Origin of the sequence: Microcoleus sp. D3_18a_C4 (assembly GCF_036702415.1) — a bacterium.
Classification (GTDB): domain Bacteria; phylum Cyanobacteriota; class Cyanobacteriia; order Cyanobacteriales; family Microcoleaceae; genus Microcoleus.
In genome coordinates, this window is the sequence record NZ_JAUBTI010000017.1 from 56607 (window position 1) to 72475 (window position 15869).

Consider the following 15869-nt stretch of genomic DNA (forward strand, 5'->3'; position numbering starts at 1 on the left):
GTCAGGAACCAGAAGGCAGTGGATGTATGATCTCAAGTACAACAAGGTCTTTAATCGCAATTGTCGTGGCCTATCCCGATCGCACACATCTGTCTAATGGCTGAAAGTATGTGCACACTTACTAAGCATTTTGAATCGCTGTTTTTAAACTTTTGCAGAATTCGCCGATCGCCTCTAAACCCTGTTCTGGAGTTCCTTCGGCCAAGCGTTTGACAAAAGCACTGCCAACAATCGCAGCATCTGCACCCCATTCTTTCACTTGGCGAGCGTGTTCGGGTTTCGATATACCAAACCCGACGCCGATGGGTTTGTCGGTGACGGCGCGAAGTTCTTGCAGCAACTCTTTTGCTCTCGTTTCTAAGCCTTCGCGTACTCCCGTAACCCCCGTCACGCTGACTAAGTAAATAAATCCTTGAGACTGACGAGCGATCGCTTCTATACGACTTTTGGGACTTGTCGGAGCAACTAATAATGTTAGTTCAATCCCTAATTTGTTGGCAGGTTGGATGAGACTGTCGGCTTCTTCTAAGGGCAAGTCTGGTACAACCAATCCCTGAACTCCAGCACTTTTGATTTGCTGCAAGAACGTTTCTATACCTCGGTACAAAATCGGGTTGTAGTATGTGAAGAGAATGATGGGCGATCGCAAATTCGGACTAACTTTCGCTACCATTTCCAGCACCGAATCTAACCGCGTTCCCCGCTGTAGAGCCCTTGTAGCAGCAGCTTGAATCACCGGCCCGTCAGCTAGCGGGTCAGAATAGGGAACGCCAAGCTCGATCGCGTCTGCACCGTTGTCATCCAAAATTTGCAGTGCTTTAGCCGTTGTCTCCAAGTCTGGGTCGCCAGCAGTAATAAAAGGAATCAATGCACATTGGTGGTTCTTGCGTAACGTTTCAAAACAATTAGAAATAGTCATTAGTTATTAGTCATCAGTCATTGGGCATTGGGCATTGGGCATTGGGCATTGGGCAAACAGGGCATTGGCCAAACAGGGCATTGGTCATTGGTCAGTTGTCAGTTGTTATTAGTCATTAGTCATTGGTCATTGGTCATTAGTCAGGGAGCATCTCAGTTTTGTAAAAAGCATTTTTTTTATTGTAGTGCGAGCGTCCCCGCTCGCGTATTGTACAATACGCGAGCGGGGACGCTCGCACTGTAAATGCAAAACTGAGATGCTCCCATTAGTCATTAGTCAGCAATCATTACTTGGCGGTCTATATTCATCTTCCTTAGCTTTTAGTCGGCAGTCATTATTTCACCGTTTATTGCTAATAACTAATAACTAATGACTAATGACTAATGACTAATGACTAATTATCTTTTTCCTGCTCAATTTCGGCTTGAAGTTTGGCTAATTCTTCAGGAGTGAGTGCATCTAGCTGCTTCTGCAAGACAGCTTCTTTGTAGTCTTGCAATTGCTGGCTGTAGGTCATATTTTGAGTCAGTGCTCGAAATAAATAAGTCACCAGCCAGCCAATCAAGCCGGCGACCAAAAACAACTGACTCCAAATCCCTGCATTCATGCTGTCGAGTCCGGCAAATTGCAGTAGCAAGTAGACAAACCCACCTGCTACAAAAAAGCCGACACTGATTCCAATTACGTCAATACGTCGCATTTAGGCTTCTATCTGCCGCCGTTTGGGCCGAAAATTCAAAAATGGAGCTAGGAGAAACATACCTGGGAAGAAGAAGAACATCAAGAAGTACATGAAGCCGCGCTCAAAAGAGGTAGCGACGTACCAGCGGCTGTTCAGGTAAGCGTAGGTGGCGGCGGGTACTACCAGGAGGTAGGCTCCTGCCAAGACGGCGTAAAGCAGTAAGGTAATATACATAGATTTGCTTTAGGGGAATAATAACACGGGTAGTCGGTTGACACGCTCCGTTAGCTGGTTAACTATTGTACCGCTTGCGGAGATCCAGCGCGACTTTTGGGAATTTTTTGATTAGGGGTTGCGTAAATTGGGGTTTTGCCTGTAGAATAAAAGGCTGTTGCTGTTAGTGGCTCAAAACCACAGCAGCTTGACCAAAGGGGGGCGTGGCGGAATGGTAGACGCTACGGACTTAAAATCCGTTGACCCGAAACGGTCGTGTGGGTTCAAGTCCCTCCGCCCCCATCCATTTCAATCATTTGTGATTCAACGGTTTCAGATTTATTGTCCCAGCCAGAGTTCTGTTTTCCGCTCAATTTTCGCGCTAATGGTTTTTTACTATGTCCAAAAGCGCCTCTATATCTGCCCAGTTCGCCCCGGACTTTTTACGTCGGGTCTTCAACTGGTTGAGCAAGTCGGCTGTTTCTGGAAATTGGGCGGCTGTCGGAGCTGAGTTTAAATAGTCGAATAACAAATTATGTGTCGTCGTTAACACATTAATGTCCTCATAATAGACAATATTTAGCTTCAAGTTTGAGATGAGGCGGGGAGTGCGATCGCAAACTCTGCTCCCCCTCCCAAAGCTGAAATTACCTCTATTTTCCCCCGATGTTTTTCCACAATCTGGTAGCAAATTGCTAGTCCGATGCCAGTGCCTTTTCCCGGTGCTTTAGTTGTGAAAAATGGGTCAAAAAGCTTAGTGTGGATTGCGGGTGAAATGCCAGGGCCGTTATCGCAAATTCGCACCATAATTTGGCTACTGTCCAACTTTTGCGTCTGAATTAAAATCTGACGACTTTTACCTTTTTTAGAGTTATCCCATGACTCTTCTAGTGCATCTATCGCATTTAGTATAATATTCATAAATACTTGATTTAGCTGCGCTGGATAACACTCTATTGCGGGCAATTCTCCATAGTTTTTGACAACTTCAATTCCCTGCTTGAGCCGACTGTTCAAAATCAACAGTGTATTGTCAATGCCTTCATGGATATCAACTAATTTCATTTGAGCTTCATCTAAGCGAGAGAAGTTTCGCAAAGACAAAACTATTTGCCGGATGCGTTCTGAACCTATTTTCATAGATTCCAGCAGTTTTAGTAAATCTTCTCTGAGAAAGTCTAGTTCTATCTCTGCGATTTCTTCTGCGATCGCCTCTGTGGGTTGCGGGTATTCCTGCTGATAGAGACGAAGTAAATTCAGCAAGTCTATAATATACTCGTTGGCGTATTCTAGGTTGCCGTGAATAAAGTTAATAGGGTTGTTTATTTCATGGGCGACGCCTGCCACCATCTGCCCTAAACTGGACATTTTTTCGGTTTGGATTAACTGGGTTTGGGTGTGTTTAAGTTGGTGAAGCGCTGCTGTAAGTTCTTCTGTTCTTTCTTGTACTCGCTCTTCCAAAGTTTGGCGAGCCAGCTCTAATTCATCGGTGTATTCTGCTACCCATTGAACTAATTGATTGATGGATTTTGCTAAGGTTCCTACTTCATCTTCTGTGGTGACAGGTGCTTGCAAATCAAAATTTGCTTGTTGAGTAATAGTTTTAGCAACGCTGGTTACAGCTTGGATAGGAATGGCGATCGCGCGGCTGGTACAGATGGCTAGAAAAGTAGCGATCACAACTGACACTAACATACTCACTACGATGATTTGCACTCGCAATTTCTCAGCTATATTAAAATTAATGTAGGCTTGTGTTTGCTGTGCCTTAGCTACTTCTGTCATCAAGCTCAAACTCTCTGACAGCCGCTCAAACTTAACATCGAGCTTAACTGCTCTATCCCCTCTGATTAAATCCAATACCTGCTGCTGTGCCTCTTTAACTTCCTCTGGTTTTAGTGAGGAGGGAGCTATTTCTGGCCAAAAAGATTTGAGCAATTGAGAATACGAATCTGTCGCAGTTGCGTAACCGTTTAACAATTCCTTTAATTCAGCAGAATTTACTGCTAATTCTGGGGAATGTTCTTCCGTAAATAAAGCTAAATCAGCAATATTTTTTTTTACTACATCAACATGTTTCAAGAACTTAGCAGTTTCATATTCAAACCAGATTGAATCTCCCAAGACAGAGATTAGCCGTTTGGGATGTGACTGCACTGCCTGCACGGAATATTCTAAATCACTGAGCAAATGTTGTTGCTCGTCGGCCAAGGTTAAAGCTTGGAAAGCTTGCTTTTGGTAATAGTCTCCACAGATCATTCCCCCTGTGGTTCCTAGTACGGCTATGCCAATTGCTAGGGAGTAGCCCGAATTAATTTTTTGGGCAATGCTTAAGCGAGAAATGAAACGGTTAATTGCAGTTAAGGGAGTTTTTTTGAGAGGATTTTTGATGTCGCGAGATCCTTCAGTGACAGCGACATTATTTTTTCGTCTATTTAGGATAAGGTTGTTGAACCTCACAGCCCCATTCTCTCCCTGTTCAAACTTTTGCATACTGGCAACCTGAGCTAAATTTTAACAAGTTTATTAGTAAATGCACATAAATAAAGTCTCTGATTCGTAGTAGGCAATATTACCTAAATTTTATGAATTAAGGGCTAAAGCTCTACTACAAACTCAGCATTAGATAAAATTTAACCTTAAAAGACATTCCCCTGACCAATGGCTTTATAAACTTCACGAATCATGTTATAATCACTGTCGTTAGCTGGCACCAGTTTAGCTCCTTTATACTTGGCATTAACTTTGCCCACCACCAGCGCTTCAATCAGTTTATCTTGATTTTTTACGAGGCGATCGCGCATTTCTTCAACAACAACAATAGGCAGATTGCTACTAGCTACAAACAAATCATTAGGCAAGGGTTCCCCTGTGGCGATTAGCCGAAACTCACTTTCAGATAAACCCTCGCTCTTGAGCAAGTCTTTATATCTTGTATAACCGATGGCTAAGGCATCAACTTCACCCTTTTTGAGAGCTTGTAAACCTTTTTTACCCAACATTGAGATTTTTAATTCAGATTGGGGATTTAATCCAGCATCGAGGAGAATTTTAATCGGGCCTAGATGACCGCTAGTTGCACCTATTTTCCACATAGCTATTGTTTTACCTTTCAATTGTGCTGGTGACTTAATCTCACTATTGGCACGAACAAGAATAAGTGAGTGATACTCCGGGCGAGTGATGGCAATGATGGGAACAGCATTTGTCCGGGCCCGCATAATCACATATTCAGATGGCCCTGTTAGAGCTAATTTTAGCTGACCCGACTGGAGAGCTACGGCTGCTGCTATATAGTTATCTACTGGGAACAATTCAATTTTTTTCTCCAAAACTTCTCCCAACACAGTCCGAAAGGTTTGATAATTTTGCTGCAACTCTTCTGCCCCCTGAACATCAGTTACAGCAAATTCAAGCGTTTCTGGTTCACTTACTGCCAAATTGGAAGAAGTTCGATTAGATTGATTTACTGTTGTAGAACAGCTTGCTACAAACAATAGCGATAACCCAACAAAATGCCGCCGCTTCATGATTTTTAGGAGTTTTAGTGACGGTTGAAATTTGCATAACTATTATAAGCTATTTGGAATAAACTTTCATTAAAATAGATTATCCGTTGGTTAAGCTTCAGTGAACTGTTGTAGCCAAATTATTAAGAAAATTTTTAGCGCTCTGTTTTATGGTTGGGAGCATAAGGCAGCGGCTCTTGTAAACCGAACTCATTAAACGCTGCCAGCATTAACTCACAGGAATCGCAAACGCCGCCAGCAACTTCACCGCCGGCGTAACAAGACCAAGTTTTTTCGCAAGGCACTCCCCAATTATTGCCTAATTTAATGATTTTTGTCTTTTTTAGCTCACTCAGCGGTATTAAAATAGAGAGTGCATCGCGTTCTATCCCCTATTTTGCCCCTAGCCGAAATACTTCTTGCATGGCTTGAATTATAATGGGGGCGACAGTGCCGATAGCCGGAATAATCTAAAGCGTTGAGGCTAATGTAAACGCGATCGGCGTTGAGAGTTTCGGCCCCGGCGAGACCAAAACTTAGAAAAATTGTATTGCGATCGAGAACTTAGCTGATGGGGATGCTTTCGGACATTCGATCGAGGGTGCGATCGCGCTCAAGCGTCTGGCTATCCTGCAACGGCTTTGAAGGGAGCGATCGCCTCAACGGAGCTCGGATCGGGTACAATCCCGTATCACCAGCACGCCTCAAGAGGACTTTGATAGTCTAATTTTTGCAAGTCCAAACAAAAACGAAGTCGCCCCACGTAATATTACGCAGCAACTGGCAAAGTAATCACAAATTCCGTGCCCTGTCCTATTTGAGAATTTACCTCAATTTTGCCTTGATGCTTGGCAAGGATTTGATAGGAAATAGCCAATCCTAATCCAGTACCTTTGCCGATCGACTTTGTAGTAAAAAATGGGTCAAAAATCTGTTGGACGCTGGCGGAGGCAATTCCGGGCCCGTTATCCCGAATCTTGACGGTGACAGTATTGTCGGCCGTAATTTCCGTGCTAATCCAAATCGTTGGCGAATAGCCTTTGTCTTCCTTTTTCACCTCTTCGAGCGCATCTATTGCATTGCCGATCACGTTCATAAATACTTGATTGAGTTGGGCCAGATAGCACTCAACCGCAGGCAACTTGCCGTATTGTTTAATAACTTGAATACCTTGTTTGAGCCGATGATTGAGAATTACGAGGGTGCTATCAATTCCTTCGTGAATGTCGGCTGATTTCATTTTTCCGTCGTCGCATCGCGAAAAATTCCGCATGGATACGACAATTTCGCGAATGCGATCGGCTCCCATTTTCATCGAAGAGAGGGTTTTTGGTAAATCTTCTCTGAGAAATTCGAGTTCAATGTCTTCGATGCGATCTAGAATGGCATCTGGTGGGTTGGGATAATATTCTTGATAGAGAGTTACCAAATCTACCAAATCTTTGATGTATTGGTTGGCATAGTCAATGTTGCCCCCGATGAAGTTGACAGGATTGTTAATTTCGTGGGCTATCCCTGCAACCATTTGACCGAGAGATGACATTTTTTCGGTTTGAATTAATTGGGATTGAGTTTCTTTGAGTTCTTTTGTATACTCGCTAACTCGCTGAATTAATTGATTGAAAGAGACCGCTAAAACTCCGATTTCATCGTTGGTTGTGACTGGTACTTGCAGGTTAAAATTTGATTCGCGAGCAACTTGCTGAGCCACATTAGTAACGGTTTCTAGGGGTTGGGCGATCGCGCGGCTGGTTTTGTCCGCCAGTGCGACAGCGATGAGTGCGGAAATTAGCATACTTCCGAGAATAATTCGGTTTCGCAAATTTTCCGATTCTTCTAATGCTTGGGTTCCTTCCTGTCTGTGAATTTCTACTTTAGAAATTAGCTCAGTTAAACGTTGAGCAAGCTTATCTAGTACCATCGCCTCTTGGCCGCTGCTAGCCCTCAACATTTGTAGTTGTGCGGACTCCATGCTGTTGGGTGGCAAGTTCCCTACTTCCGCTTCTTTTAACTGCAATTTAATTAGCTGAGCGTAGTAATCAATGACGAGAGCAGATTTCTTCAAGAGAGCCTGCAATGCTGCCTCTTCTGTTGCTAGTCTATCATGATTTTCTAGTGCAAAAGATTCAATTTCTGAAATCAGGATTTTCGCCTGAGTGATTTGCCCGAAAAAGCGATCCTGTTCGTATTGCAGCAACACCGTGTTTCCCAAAACAGCCGGCAATCTCGCCGCGTGCGATCGGGCTTCAAATACTCTATTTTGCAAATTTTGCAGCATTTGCTGCTGCTGCCCAGCAACATTCACCTGAACTAAAGCTTGCTTGCGAAAGTAGTCTCCCAATCTCAGTCCCGCACCAGTTCCCAAAATCGCTATGCCGATAGCTAAAGCATAGCCATAGCTAATTTTTTGACCGATCCGCAAACGGTTGCATTCTGCCTTTAGCCCAGTTATATTAATAGTTGAAGTTGGTAACAAATGTTTTTGAGCATAGTGTTCTTGCTCTACCTTGCTATTCTTTGACTGACTCTGCTTAAATAATAACATTGGAAGTTCCTCCCAAACAAATCAGGAGTAATTGAGCGAAGAAAAGCAGAATGCACTTATGCTGAAGGTCGAAAGCAGTTTTGAGTGTTGAAGTTTGAATTTTGAAATGTTTCACTCACAACTCACCCCTCAATACTCAACGCTTCCCCTAGTATCTCTCTTTTTAGGCTAGAGTGTTTGTGATCTCTATCAACCATTTATGTGATTATACGCAAATTTACAAAACTTATGATTACAGCGAGTAGTATTTTTAGTCTGTTGGGACACAAGGCCCAACTACCGGTTCTCCCCGTTTTTCTTTTTCTGCCAGTTCTAGGTTTAATTCCAGCACTTTTGCTAAAATATCGTCGCTGTCAGTAAATCCGTAAGCTGCATTACATTCGCGATCGAGCTTAGCATGAAGTTTATAAAGTTGACTTGTTGGTTCTTCAAAAAATTTGTTGTAAAGTTGAGTAATTCCCCACTGCTTTGCTGACATTTGTTGAGTGCGGTACAGTGAAGTAGTAAGCTCGAAGCGGGTGCGTGTTTCTCATTCCTAAACGTTTTCCATTTTAATACTGTAGCAGGTTCAATATGACTGAAATTATTCAGTTTCCGATTATGTTATATTGACCAATAAATAAGTACAAAATACTTCCTTAGCCCGCCAGGGACTGAAGTCCCTGTCTAATAGCAAAAGTCGGTTGAAACTCACATCTTGCACCATTCTCAAGAACAGGCTTTTCGGCCTGTTCCACAAGAAAATCTACTCTTTGTGGAACAGGCCGAAAAGCCTGTTCCTAAAAGGCTAATTGAGAATGGTGCAAGATATAAGTTGAAACCGACTGAAATACAGGACTTACGCACAGCCAGCAAATACTAACTTTACAGTCCTCTTAAGAGGACTTTCGCTTTGAGGCAGGGAATTCATTCCCTGCCGGACTATCGGACTGTCGGAATATCAAACTGCATCAGTGACCGATCATCCAAGGTCGTCCCCCTCGGTGTTCGCGATTTCGCTGCGGTTTAGGTTCCTCAGAACGCTTAACTACCTCCGGTTCCCGATTTTCTTGACCTTTCAACCGCAGCTTTCCAGTTAAAATCATCGGCGGCGAAAAGATGCGTTTAGCAACAGTTTCGCAATTCGGGCAAAGCACCGGTGTATCTGCTTCTGCAAGAGGGCGCCACTTATCAAAAATGCCGCAAGTTTCACACTTAAAATCGTAAAGAGGCATATCAATTTTTGAGGGTAAATTTGGATGCAATGACTAGGGCGGGCCACACATTGTGTCAATTTAAGTTCAACTTAAGGTCAAAGTTAGTATCAGTCTGCTGTCTGAGTCACATTCCTCTAGATCCCCCCTAGCCCCCCTTAAAAAGGGGGGGACAAGAGCGCTCAAAGTCAACCCCTACTCCCCTTTTTAAGGGGGATTTAGGGGGATCTAGACTCGGATAAAAGCGAGAGATACAGAGGGCTTTAGTCTTAAGTTCACACCCCCTTGACTGGCCCGGCCCGCCCTACTAATTAAGATGGCAAAATATCCATCTGGAAAATTTCTGTCGGTAAAGCAATCGTGCAGCAAGCATTAGGAATATCCACAATGCCGCTGATGCGACCTTCAACCGGAGCACAACTTAACAGTAAATACGCTTGTTCTCCGGTAAAACCAAACTTTTTCAAATATTCGATCGCATTCAAACAAGCTCGGCGATAAGCAACGTGGGCATCCATATAATACTGCTGACCCGTAAATTCATCAACAGAAATCCCTTCAAAAACGAGGTACTCAGAATAGCGGGGTTCCACCGGCCCGGGTTTGAAAATCGGGTTGACCATCGCGTATTTATCCATGCCACCTTTGATAATATCAACGTGGAGGTCGATGTAACCCGACATTTCAATTGCCCCGCAGAATGAAATTTCCCCGTCTCCTTGAGAAAAGTGAATATCTCCCATCGAAAGTTTCGCGCCTTCGACATAAACTGGGAAATAAATTCTCGAACCCCGCGACAGGTTTTTAATGTCGCAATTGCCGCCGTGTTCGCGGGGAGGAACTGTGCGCGCCGCTTCTGCCGCAACTCGCTCGAATTCTGCCCCTTGCAGCGAGCCCAAAATTGCATTCTTGGGGTTCGGCAGCGCTGCTAAAGGCGGCACTCGATCGGGATTTGTTGCTACTAATTCCGCTTCCCGTTTGTTCCATTTATTCAACAATTCCTGAGAAGGAGCGCAGCCGATTAAACCCGGATGAGTAATCCCAGCAAACCTGACCTTTGGTATGTGTCGGGAAGCGGTATAAATTCCCTGAAAATCCCAAATTGCTTTAGCAGCAGTCGGAAAATGTTCGGTCAAGAAACCGCCGCCGTTTTCTTTAGCAAAAATTCCCGTAAAACCCCATTCGTCCCCTTGCAAAGCCCCGATATCGAGGATATCGACTACTAAAATATCCCCTGGCTGCGCGCCGTTAACGTAAATTGGCCCGCTCAAAACGTGAACTACTGTTAAGTCTACATCGCGAATGTCGTCGGGATTGTCGTCATTTTTAATTTGTCCGTCTGTCCAGTCTTTGCACTCGATGCGAAATACATCGCCGGGATTGACGGAAACTACTGCTGGAATATCTGGATGCCAGCGATTGTGACCGACTAATTCCTGTTCAGACATCGGTTTGGTCAAGTCAACTTTGAAGAGAACTTGAGGCATATTCTGCACTCCTCTAGTTACTGATTTTTACATGGTACGCGCATCTTCGCCGATCTGATGGTTGATAATTGTAAATTATTATACTAATAAGTGCAGAAACCAAAAATATTTTAGAGAACGATTATCATTATTTAACTAATTGCAGGGAAGCGCCGCAGTCGTGGTATGTTTTTGATTGGGAGTGTTTTTAAATTAAAAATTTAGTGACTGAAAATTTGACCAAACAACATATAGATCGAGTTGAAAATGGATGGCACGGCAGCCTGGATTTAGCCTATGCCAACAGATCCGGTGCAACTCAAATCATTCACAATCAAATGCAAGCGCCCCTCAAGGTGCAGCGCCCGTTTTATCCTGAAGGTAAAGAGATTTGTCACAGCGTCATCTTACACACGGCTGGGGGAGTTGTCGGGGGCGATCGACTTTCCAGCCATTTTCACCTCCAAGCCAACGCCAAAGCCTTGATTACCAGCGCCGCTGCTAGTAAAATCTATCGCAGCAGCGGAATAGAATCACAACAAAATATTGACATTCAGCTAGATACTGGTGCTAATTTAGAATGGCTGCCACAAGAAACAATAGTTTTTGACGGCGCAATATATCGGCAAAATTTGCGGGTAGAATTAGCACCAACAGCGAGGATTTTACTGTGGGAAATTACCCGATTTGGACGCAGTGCTAGGGGCGAAAAGTTCTTGTCTGGAGAATGGCGATCGCACACGGAAGTCTGGCAACAAAACAGCCCTTTATGGATTGACAGACAATTGCTCAAAGGTGGAGAAAAAATGCTCGAAAGTCCTCACGGCCTCGCAGGAAAACCCGTAGTCGCCACCCTCGCTTGGGTAGGCGAACCCGTTACAGCCGAAATCGTGGAAAAAGTGCGAGATTTGCCCTGTGAGGCAACAATTTATCCTGGTAATTCCACCGTCGGCGTGACTCGTATTCCTAACGGTTTGCTGTGCCGATATCGCGGTTCATCCACCGCTGCAGCTAGAGACTGGTTTGTCAACATTTGGCAGTTGCTGCGCTTGTCTTTTTCACAACGCCCTTGCTGTTTGCCCCGAGTTTGGATAAAATAGGATGATCTTTGAGTTTCAATGTATAGTTGCCCTCCTAACTAGATTATTCATCTCTCTCTTCTGGAGACTCTGCGCCCTCTGCGCCCTTTGCGGTTTAATCATTCTTAATCATTCAGCAACAACCGTAAACGATATCATAACCAAATAATGCGATCGCACTTACAAGAATAAAAATGCAACTCACCCCCCAAGAAAAAGACAAACTGCTGATTTTCACCGCCGCCCTGGTAGCAGAGCGCCGCAAACAAAGAGGTTTAAAATTAAACTATCCAGAAGCACTAGCCTACATTTCCGCCGCCATATTAGAAGGAGCAAGAGATGGTCTCACCGTCGCCGATTTAATGAGTTATGGAACAACTCTCCTGACGCGGGAAGATGTGATGGAAGGGATACCAGAAATGGTGCATGAAGTCCAGGTTGAGGCGACTTTTCCCGACGGAACTAAGTTGGTAACAGTGCACGATCCGATCCGTTAAAAAATAAACCACAGAGACTCAGAGGAGGAAAAGATGATTCCTGGAGAAATGATTGTTTTAGAAGGTGAAATAGAATTAAATGCCGATCGCCCAACGGTGCGGATGCTGGTAGGGAATACGGGCGATCGACCCATTCAAATTGGTTCACACTATCACTTTTATGAGGCAAACGAAGCCTTAGAATTTAATCGAGAACAAGCAAAAGGAATGCGGTTGGATATCCCCGCAGGTACAGCAGTCAGGTTTGAACCGGGAGATGAAAGGGAAGTTCAATTAGTGCCGTTTGTTGGTAGTCGTCAAGTCTACGGCTTTAATGGAAAAGTGAACGGTATGTTAGATGGATGAGGTTTTTAGAGGGACGAGACTTTTTGGCATAAATTAAAAAGAATAATTAGTAGGAGTATAATTCGATATGCCCGATCAAATTAGATTGTGGGAAATATCAAAGGATAAATTGAAGGAAATTACCCAATCTAAGTTAGACTTAGAATCTCGTTTAGAAACCTGGCTAGAGAATGATATTTCAATCCTAGCAGATGATCTCTTGGTAATTGGTCGGCAAGTGATTACTGATTATGGTGGACAACTTGACCTTTTATGTATAGATAGGAACGGAGATTTACTCATTGTTGAGTTAAAGAAGGACAAAACAGCAAGAGAAGTAACAGCACAAGCCTTGGATTACGCCTCATGGGTTAAGGATTTGTCAAACGAGAGAGTTAGAGAAATTGCCAATGCTTATTTACTGACTAAAAATGGCAGTAACTTAGAAAAGGCTTTCTGTGAGAAATTTAGCTCAGAATTCCCTGATATTTTGAATGCTCAGCACAACATTATAATTGTAGCTGCACAGATTGATAGTAGTTCGGAAAGGATTATTAAATACTTATTAGAAACTTATGGTGTGAGAATCAATGTCGCAACATTCCAGTATTTCTGTGACTCTAGTGGTAGAGAGTTACTAGCCAGAAAATTCTTGATTGAGGCTGAAATAAAACCTGTAAATATAATATCAAAAAGAAAGCCCAACTTGACCCTGGAAGAATTAGTTGAAATAGCAGATAGCAATGAAGTTGGAAAAGTGTATAGACTACTTTACAACGAAATCATACCACAAATATTTTGGATAAATACAACAACAAGAGGTCTGGCATTGAGAGGAACAAGTCAAAATAGCCAAGTTATCTTCAATCTTTTGTTAACTGAAAGCACGCCTAGGGAGGGTCTAAAGTTTAAGGTATACATAGATAGATTGTCAAACTATTTAAACATTGATGTAGAAGAGTTGGCTAATTTGTTACCTAACTATCAAGAAATAGCACAAGATGATTTTTTTGGTTCAATTGGTGAAGGATTCTTTAAAACAGAAGAACAGGTGAACCAGTTTGTGGGAAAATTAAATCAAGTAAGGAGCTAATTAATATGAGTTACAGAATGGATCGCCGCGCCTACGCGGAAACCTTCGGGCCGACTGTGGGCGATCGCGTCCGGTTAGCCGATACAGAATTATTCATAGAAGTTGAAAAAGACTTCACAACCTACGGCGATGAAGTTAAATTTGGCGGTGGCAAAGTCATTCGCGACGGCATGGGACAGTCGCCTATTTCTAATGCAGACGGCGCTCTTGACACGGTAATTACTAATGCTTTAATATTAGACTGGTGGGGAATTGTTAAAGCAGATGTTGGGATTAAAGACGGCAAAATTTACAAAATTGGTAAAGCCGGAAATCCTTACATTCAAGATAGGGTAGATATTATTATCGGGCCTGGTACTGAAGTAATTGCCGGTGAAGGAATGATTCTCACGGCTGGGGGAATTGACACTCACATTCACTTTATTTGTCCGCAGCAAATAGAAGTGGCGATCGCCTCTGGCATCACGACAATGATCGGCGGTGGCACAGGCCCCGCAACGGGTACAAACGCCACCACCTGCACTCCGGGGCCTTGGCATATGTACCGAATGCTGCAAGCAGCCGACGCTTTCCCGGTAAATCTAGGATTTTTAGGTAAAGGAAATAGCAGTCAACCTCAAGGATTAGTCGAACAAATTTTTGCCGGTGCAATGGGTTTGAAACTCCACGAAGATTGGGGAACTACACCAGCAACGATCGACACTTGTTTGAGTGTAGCTGACGAGTACGACGTGCAAGTTGCAATTCACACCGACACTCTCAATGAAGCGGGATTTGTGGAAGCTACAATTGCCGCATTTAAAAATCGCGCTATTCACACTTACCACACCGAAGGTGCTGGCGGCGGGCACGCACCGGATATTATTAAAGTGTGCGGACAAGCTAATGTTTTGCCCTCGTCAACTAACCCGACTCGCCCTTACACTGTCAATACTTTAGAAGAACATTTAGATATGTTGATGGTGTGTCACCATTTGGATCGAGGCATTCCTGAAGATGTGGCTTTTGCTGAATCGAGAATTAGAAGGGAAACTATTGCTGCTGAGGATATTTTGCACGATTTAGGTGCGTTTAGTATGATTTCTTCTGATTCTCAGGCGATGGGAAGAGTGGGAGAGGTGATTATTCGGACTTGGCAAACGGCACATAAAATGAAAGTTCAAAGGGGGAATTTGAACGGGCAAGATGCCCGTTCCACAGGGGGTTTGGGCGGGCAAGATGCCCGTTCCACAGGGGGTTTGGGCGGGCAAGATGCCCGTTCCACAGGAGGAGAAAATGACAATTTTCGGGTGAAGCGGTACATTGCGAAATATACAATTAATCCGGCGATTACTCACGGAATTAGTCAGTATGTCGGTTCGGTGGAAGAGGGGAAATTGGCGGATTTGTGTTTGTGGCGGCCGGCTTTTTTTGGGGTGAAACCGGAACTGGTAATTAAAGGAGGGGCGATCGCCTACGGGCAGATGGGAGATGCTAACGCCAGCATTCCGACGCCGCAACCGGTGCATATGCGGCCGATGTTTGGCAGTTTTGGCGGGGCGATTGGGGCGACTTGTCTGACGTTTGTTTCGCAGGCTGCGCGCGATCGAGATATTGCCGCACAGCTAGGTTTGCAAAAGCCCACTGTAGCAGTTTCCGGCACCAGACAAATTAGCAAAAGAGACATGAAACTCAACGATTATTTGCCACAAATGGAAGTCGATCCAGAAACTTATGAAGTGAGGGCAGATGGGGAATTGTTAACTTGCGAACCGGCAACTGTTTTGCCAATGGCGCAGCGGTACTTTTTGTTTTAACTGATATCTTGCACCAGTGTCAGCAACAGGCAAGATGCCTGTTCCACAAGAAAATTTATATGTTGTGGAACAGGCATCTTGCCTGTTCAGAAAAGGCTAATTGAGAATGGTACAACATAGGAGTTTTCACCGATTATACAATCATGTAGGGGCGGGTTTTACCAACAATATTTGCCAAAAACCGACAATCTCAAAAACCCGCCCCCACCCAACGGCAAATCTTCATCTTACTTCATTCGGGATTGGATTTCCTGTTAGAAAAATTGAGCGATCGCACTATCAAACCCTGACACAAAAACCAAAAATAAAGTGCAATATTAATCCCACTTAATAGCTTCGGTATTCCCTCCAGCAATATCGACACAATCTCGTTTTTTAACGGCAGCGCTTCTGCAAAAAAGGCAACAAATAACAAACCAACGCCACTCAGCATTAAAGCATAGGGAGTCGAGCGAATTTGTCTCCTAAAAGCTAATCCGTATGCAATTGCCACCCAGGGGTAAAATATCACAATTGTCACTTTGGGAAAACCCACACATCCCAGATGAACTTG

General features: G+C 43.9%; 18 protein-coding genes and 1 tRNA gene. 7 read left to right on the forward strand and 12 right to left on the reverse strand.

What is annotated here, in order from left to right; genetic code table 11:
• Window positions 1-121: 121 nt before the first annotated feature.
• The 3 genes from trpA to ndhL form a co-directional block, all read right to left on the reverse strand.
• Window positions 122-919 carry a tryptophan synthase subunit alpha gene (trpA, locus tag QUB16_RS11060; protein ID WP_333104691.1) on the reverse strand — a complete coding sequence of 266 codons (798 nt, stop codon included), beginning with the start codon at window positions 917-919 and terminating at the stop codon, window positions 122-124.
• Between the two features lie 394 nt (window positions 920-1313).
• Window positions 1314-1619, reverse strand: coding sequence for a DUF3007 family protein (locus tag QUB16_RS11065; RefSeq protein WP_333104690.1), 306 nt, complete (start codon window positions 1617-1619; stop codon window positions 1314-1316).
• Window positions 1620-1835, reverse strand: coding sequence for an NAD(P)H-quinone oxidoreductase subunit L (gene ndhL / locus QUB16_RS11070; protein ID WP_193972727.1), 216 nt, complete (start codon window positions 1833-1835; stop codon window positions 1620-1622).
• 197 nt (window positions 1836-2032) lie between these two features.
• Here ndhL and QUB16_RS11075 point away from each other — a divergent pair.
• Window positions 2033-2117, forward strand: a tRNA-Leu gene (locus QUB16_RS11075).
• A 282-nt stretch (window positions 2118-2399) separates the two neighbouring features.
• Here QUB16_RS11075 and QUB16_RS11080 read toward each other — a convergent pair.
• From QUB16_RS11080 to QUB16_RS33560, 4 genes are all read right to left on the reverse strand, one after another.
• Complete coding sequence (locus QUB16_RS11080) at window positions 2400-4307, reverse strand: ATP-binding protein (protein ID WP_333315983.1); 1908 nt, start codon at window positions 4305-4307, stop codon at window positions 2400-2402.
• A 146-nt stretch (window positions 4308-4453) separates the two neighbouring features.
• Window positions 4454-5344: a phosphate/phosphite/phosphonate ABC transporter substrate-binding protein gene (locus tag QUB16_RS11085; protein WP_333315984.1), complete on the reverse strand. Its 891-nt coding sequence runs from the start codon at window positions 5342-5344 to the stop codon at window positions 4454-4456.
• Window positions 5345-5478: 134 nt separating this feature from the next.
• A complete protein-coding gene (locus QUB16_RS33555; RefSeq protein WP_445251112.1) occupies window positions 5479-5712 on the reverse strand; it encodes a 7-cyano-7-deazaguanine synthase in 234 nt (77 codons plus the stop codon).
• The gene (locus QUB16_RS33560; protein WP_445251113.1) at window positions 5672-5869 is read right to left on the reverse strand and encodes a 7-cyano-7-deazaguanine synthase; all 198 of its coding nucleotides are present in this window, start codon (window positions 5867-5869) and stop codon (window positions 5672-5674) included. The genes QUB16_RS33555 and QUB16_RS33560 overlap by 41 nt, the downstream gene beginning before the upstream one ends.
• Before the next feature lie 25 nt (window positions 5870-5894).
• Here QUB16_RS33560 and QUB16_RS11095 point away from each other — a divergent pair, with 25 nt between their 5' ends.
• Window positions 5895-6050: a hypothetical protein gene (locus tag QUB16_RS11095; RefSeq protein WP_333316009.1), complete on the forward strand. Its 156-nt coding sequence runs from the start codon at window positions 5895-5897 to the stop codon at window positions 6048-6050.
• A 42-nt stretch (window positions 6051-6092) separates the two neighbouring features.
• Here QUB16_RS11095 and QUB16_RS11100 read toward each other — a convergent pair whose 3' ends face one another.
• From QUB16_RS11100 to fmdA, 4 genes are all read right to left on the reverse strand, one after another.
• Window positions 6093-7868, reverse strand: coding sequence for an ATP-binding protein (locus QUB16_RS11100; RefSeq protein WP_333315985.1), 1776 nt, complete (start codon window positions 7866-7868; stop codon window positions 6093-6095).
• 250 nt (window positions 7869-8118) lie between these two features.
• Window positions 8119-8346, reverse strand: a complete 228-nt coding sequence (locus tag QUB16_RS11105) for a hypothetical protein (RefSeq protein WP_333315986.1) — start codon at window positions 8344-8346, stop codon at window positions 8119-8121.
• Window positions 8347-8818: 472 nt separating this feature from the next.
• Entirely contained in the window at window positions 8819-9082 is a 264-nt protein-coding gene (locus QUB16_RS11110) for a zinc ribbon domain-containing protein (RefSeq protein WP_333204560.1), read from the reverse strand.
• 290 nt (window positions 9083-9372) lie between these two features.
• Complete coding sequence (gene fmdA / locus QUB16_RS11115) at window positions 9373-10548, reverse strand: formamidase (RefSeq protein ID WP_333315987.1); 1176 nt, start codon at window positions 10546-10548, stop codon at window positions 9373-9375.
• A gap of 203 nt (window positions 10549-10751) precedes the next feature.
• Here fmdA and QUB16_RS11120 point away from each other — a divergent pair, with 203 nt between their 5' ends.
• The 5 genes from QUB16_RS11120 to ureC all read left to right on the forward strand — a co-directional run bounded on the left by QUB16_RS11120 (window position 10752) and on the right by ureC (window position 15316).
• Window positions 10752-11627, forward strand: a complete 876-nt coding sequence (locus QUB16_RS11120; RefSeq protein WP_333315988.1) for an urease accessory protein UreD — start codon at window positions 10752-10754, stop codon at window positions 11625-11627.
• Between the two features lie 173 nt (window positions 11628-11800).
• Window positions 11801-12103: an urease subunit gamma gene (ureA, locus tag QUB16_RS11125; RefSeq protein WP_015179363.1), complete on the forward strand. Its 303-nt coding sequence runs from the start codon at window positions 11801-11803 to the stop codon at window positions 12101-12103.
• A 33-nt stretch (window positions 12104-12136) separates the two neighbouring features.
• Window positions 12137-12448: an urease subunit beta gene (locus QUB16_RS11130; protein WP_333315989.1), complete on the forward strand. Its 312-nt coding sequence runs from the start codon at window positions 12137-12139 to the stop codon at window positions 12446-12448.
• 67 nt (window positions 12449-12515) lie between these two features.
• Window positions 12516-13520: a DUF91 domain-containing protein gene (locus QUB16_RS11135; RefSeq protein WP_333315990.1), complete on the forward strand. Its 1005-nt coding sequence runs from the start codon at window positions 12516-12518 to the stop codon at window positions 13518-13520.
• A gap of 5 nt (window positions 13521-13525) precedes the next feature.
• Window positions 13526-15316 carry an urease subunit alpha gene (ureC, locus tag QUB16_RS11140; RefSeq protein WP_333315991.1) on the forward strand — a complete coding sequence of 597 codons (1791 nt, stop codon included), beginning with the start codon at window positions 13526-13528 and terminating at the stop codon, window positions 15314-15316.
• 232 nt (window positions 15317-15548) lie between these two features.
• On the opposite strand, the gene QUB16_RS11145 is transcribed toward ureC, so the two are convergent.
• Window positions 15549-15827: a hypothetical protein gene (locus tag QUB16_RS11145; protein WP_333315992.1), complete on the reverse strand. Its 279-nt coding sequence runs from the start codon at window positions 15825-15827 to the stop codon at window positions 15549-15551.
• Between the last annotated feature and the right edge of the window lie 42 nt (window positions 15828-15869).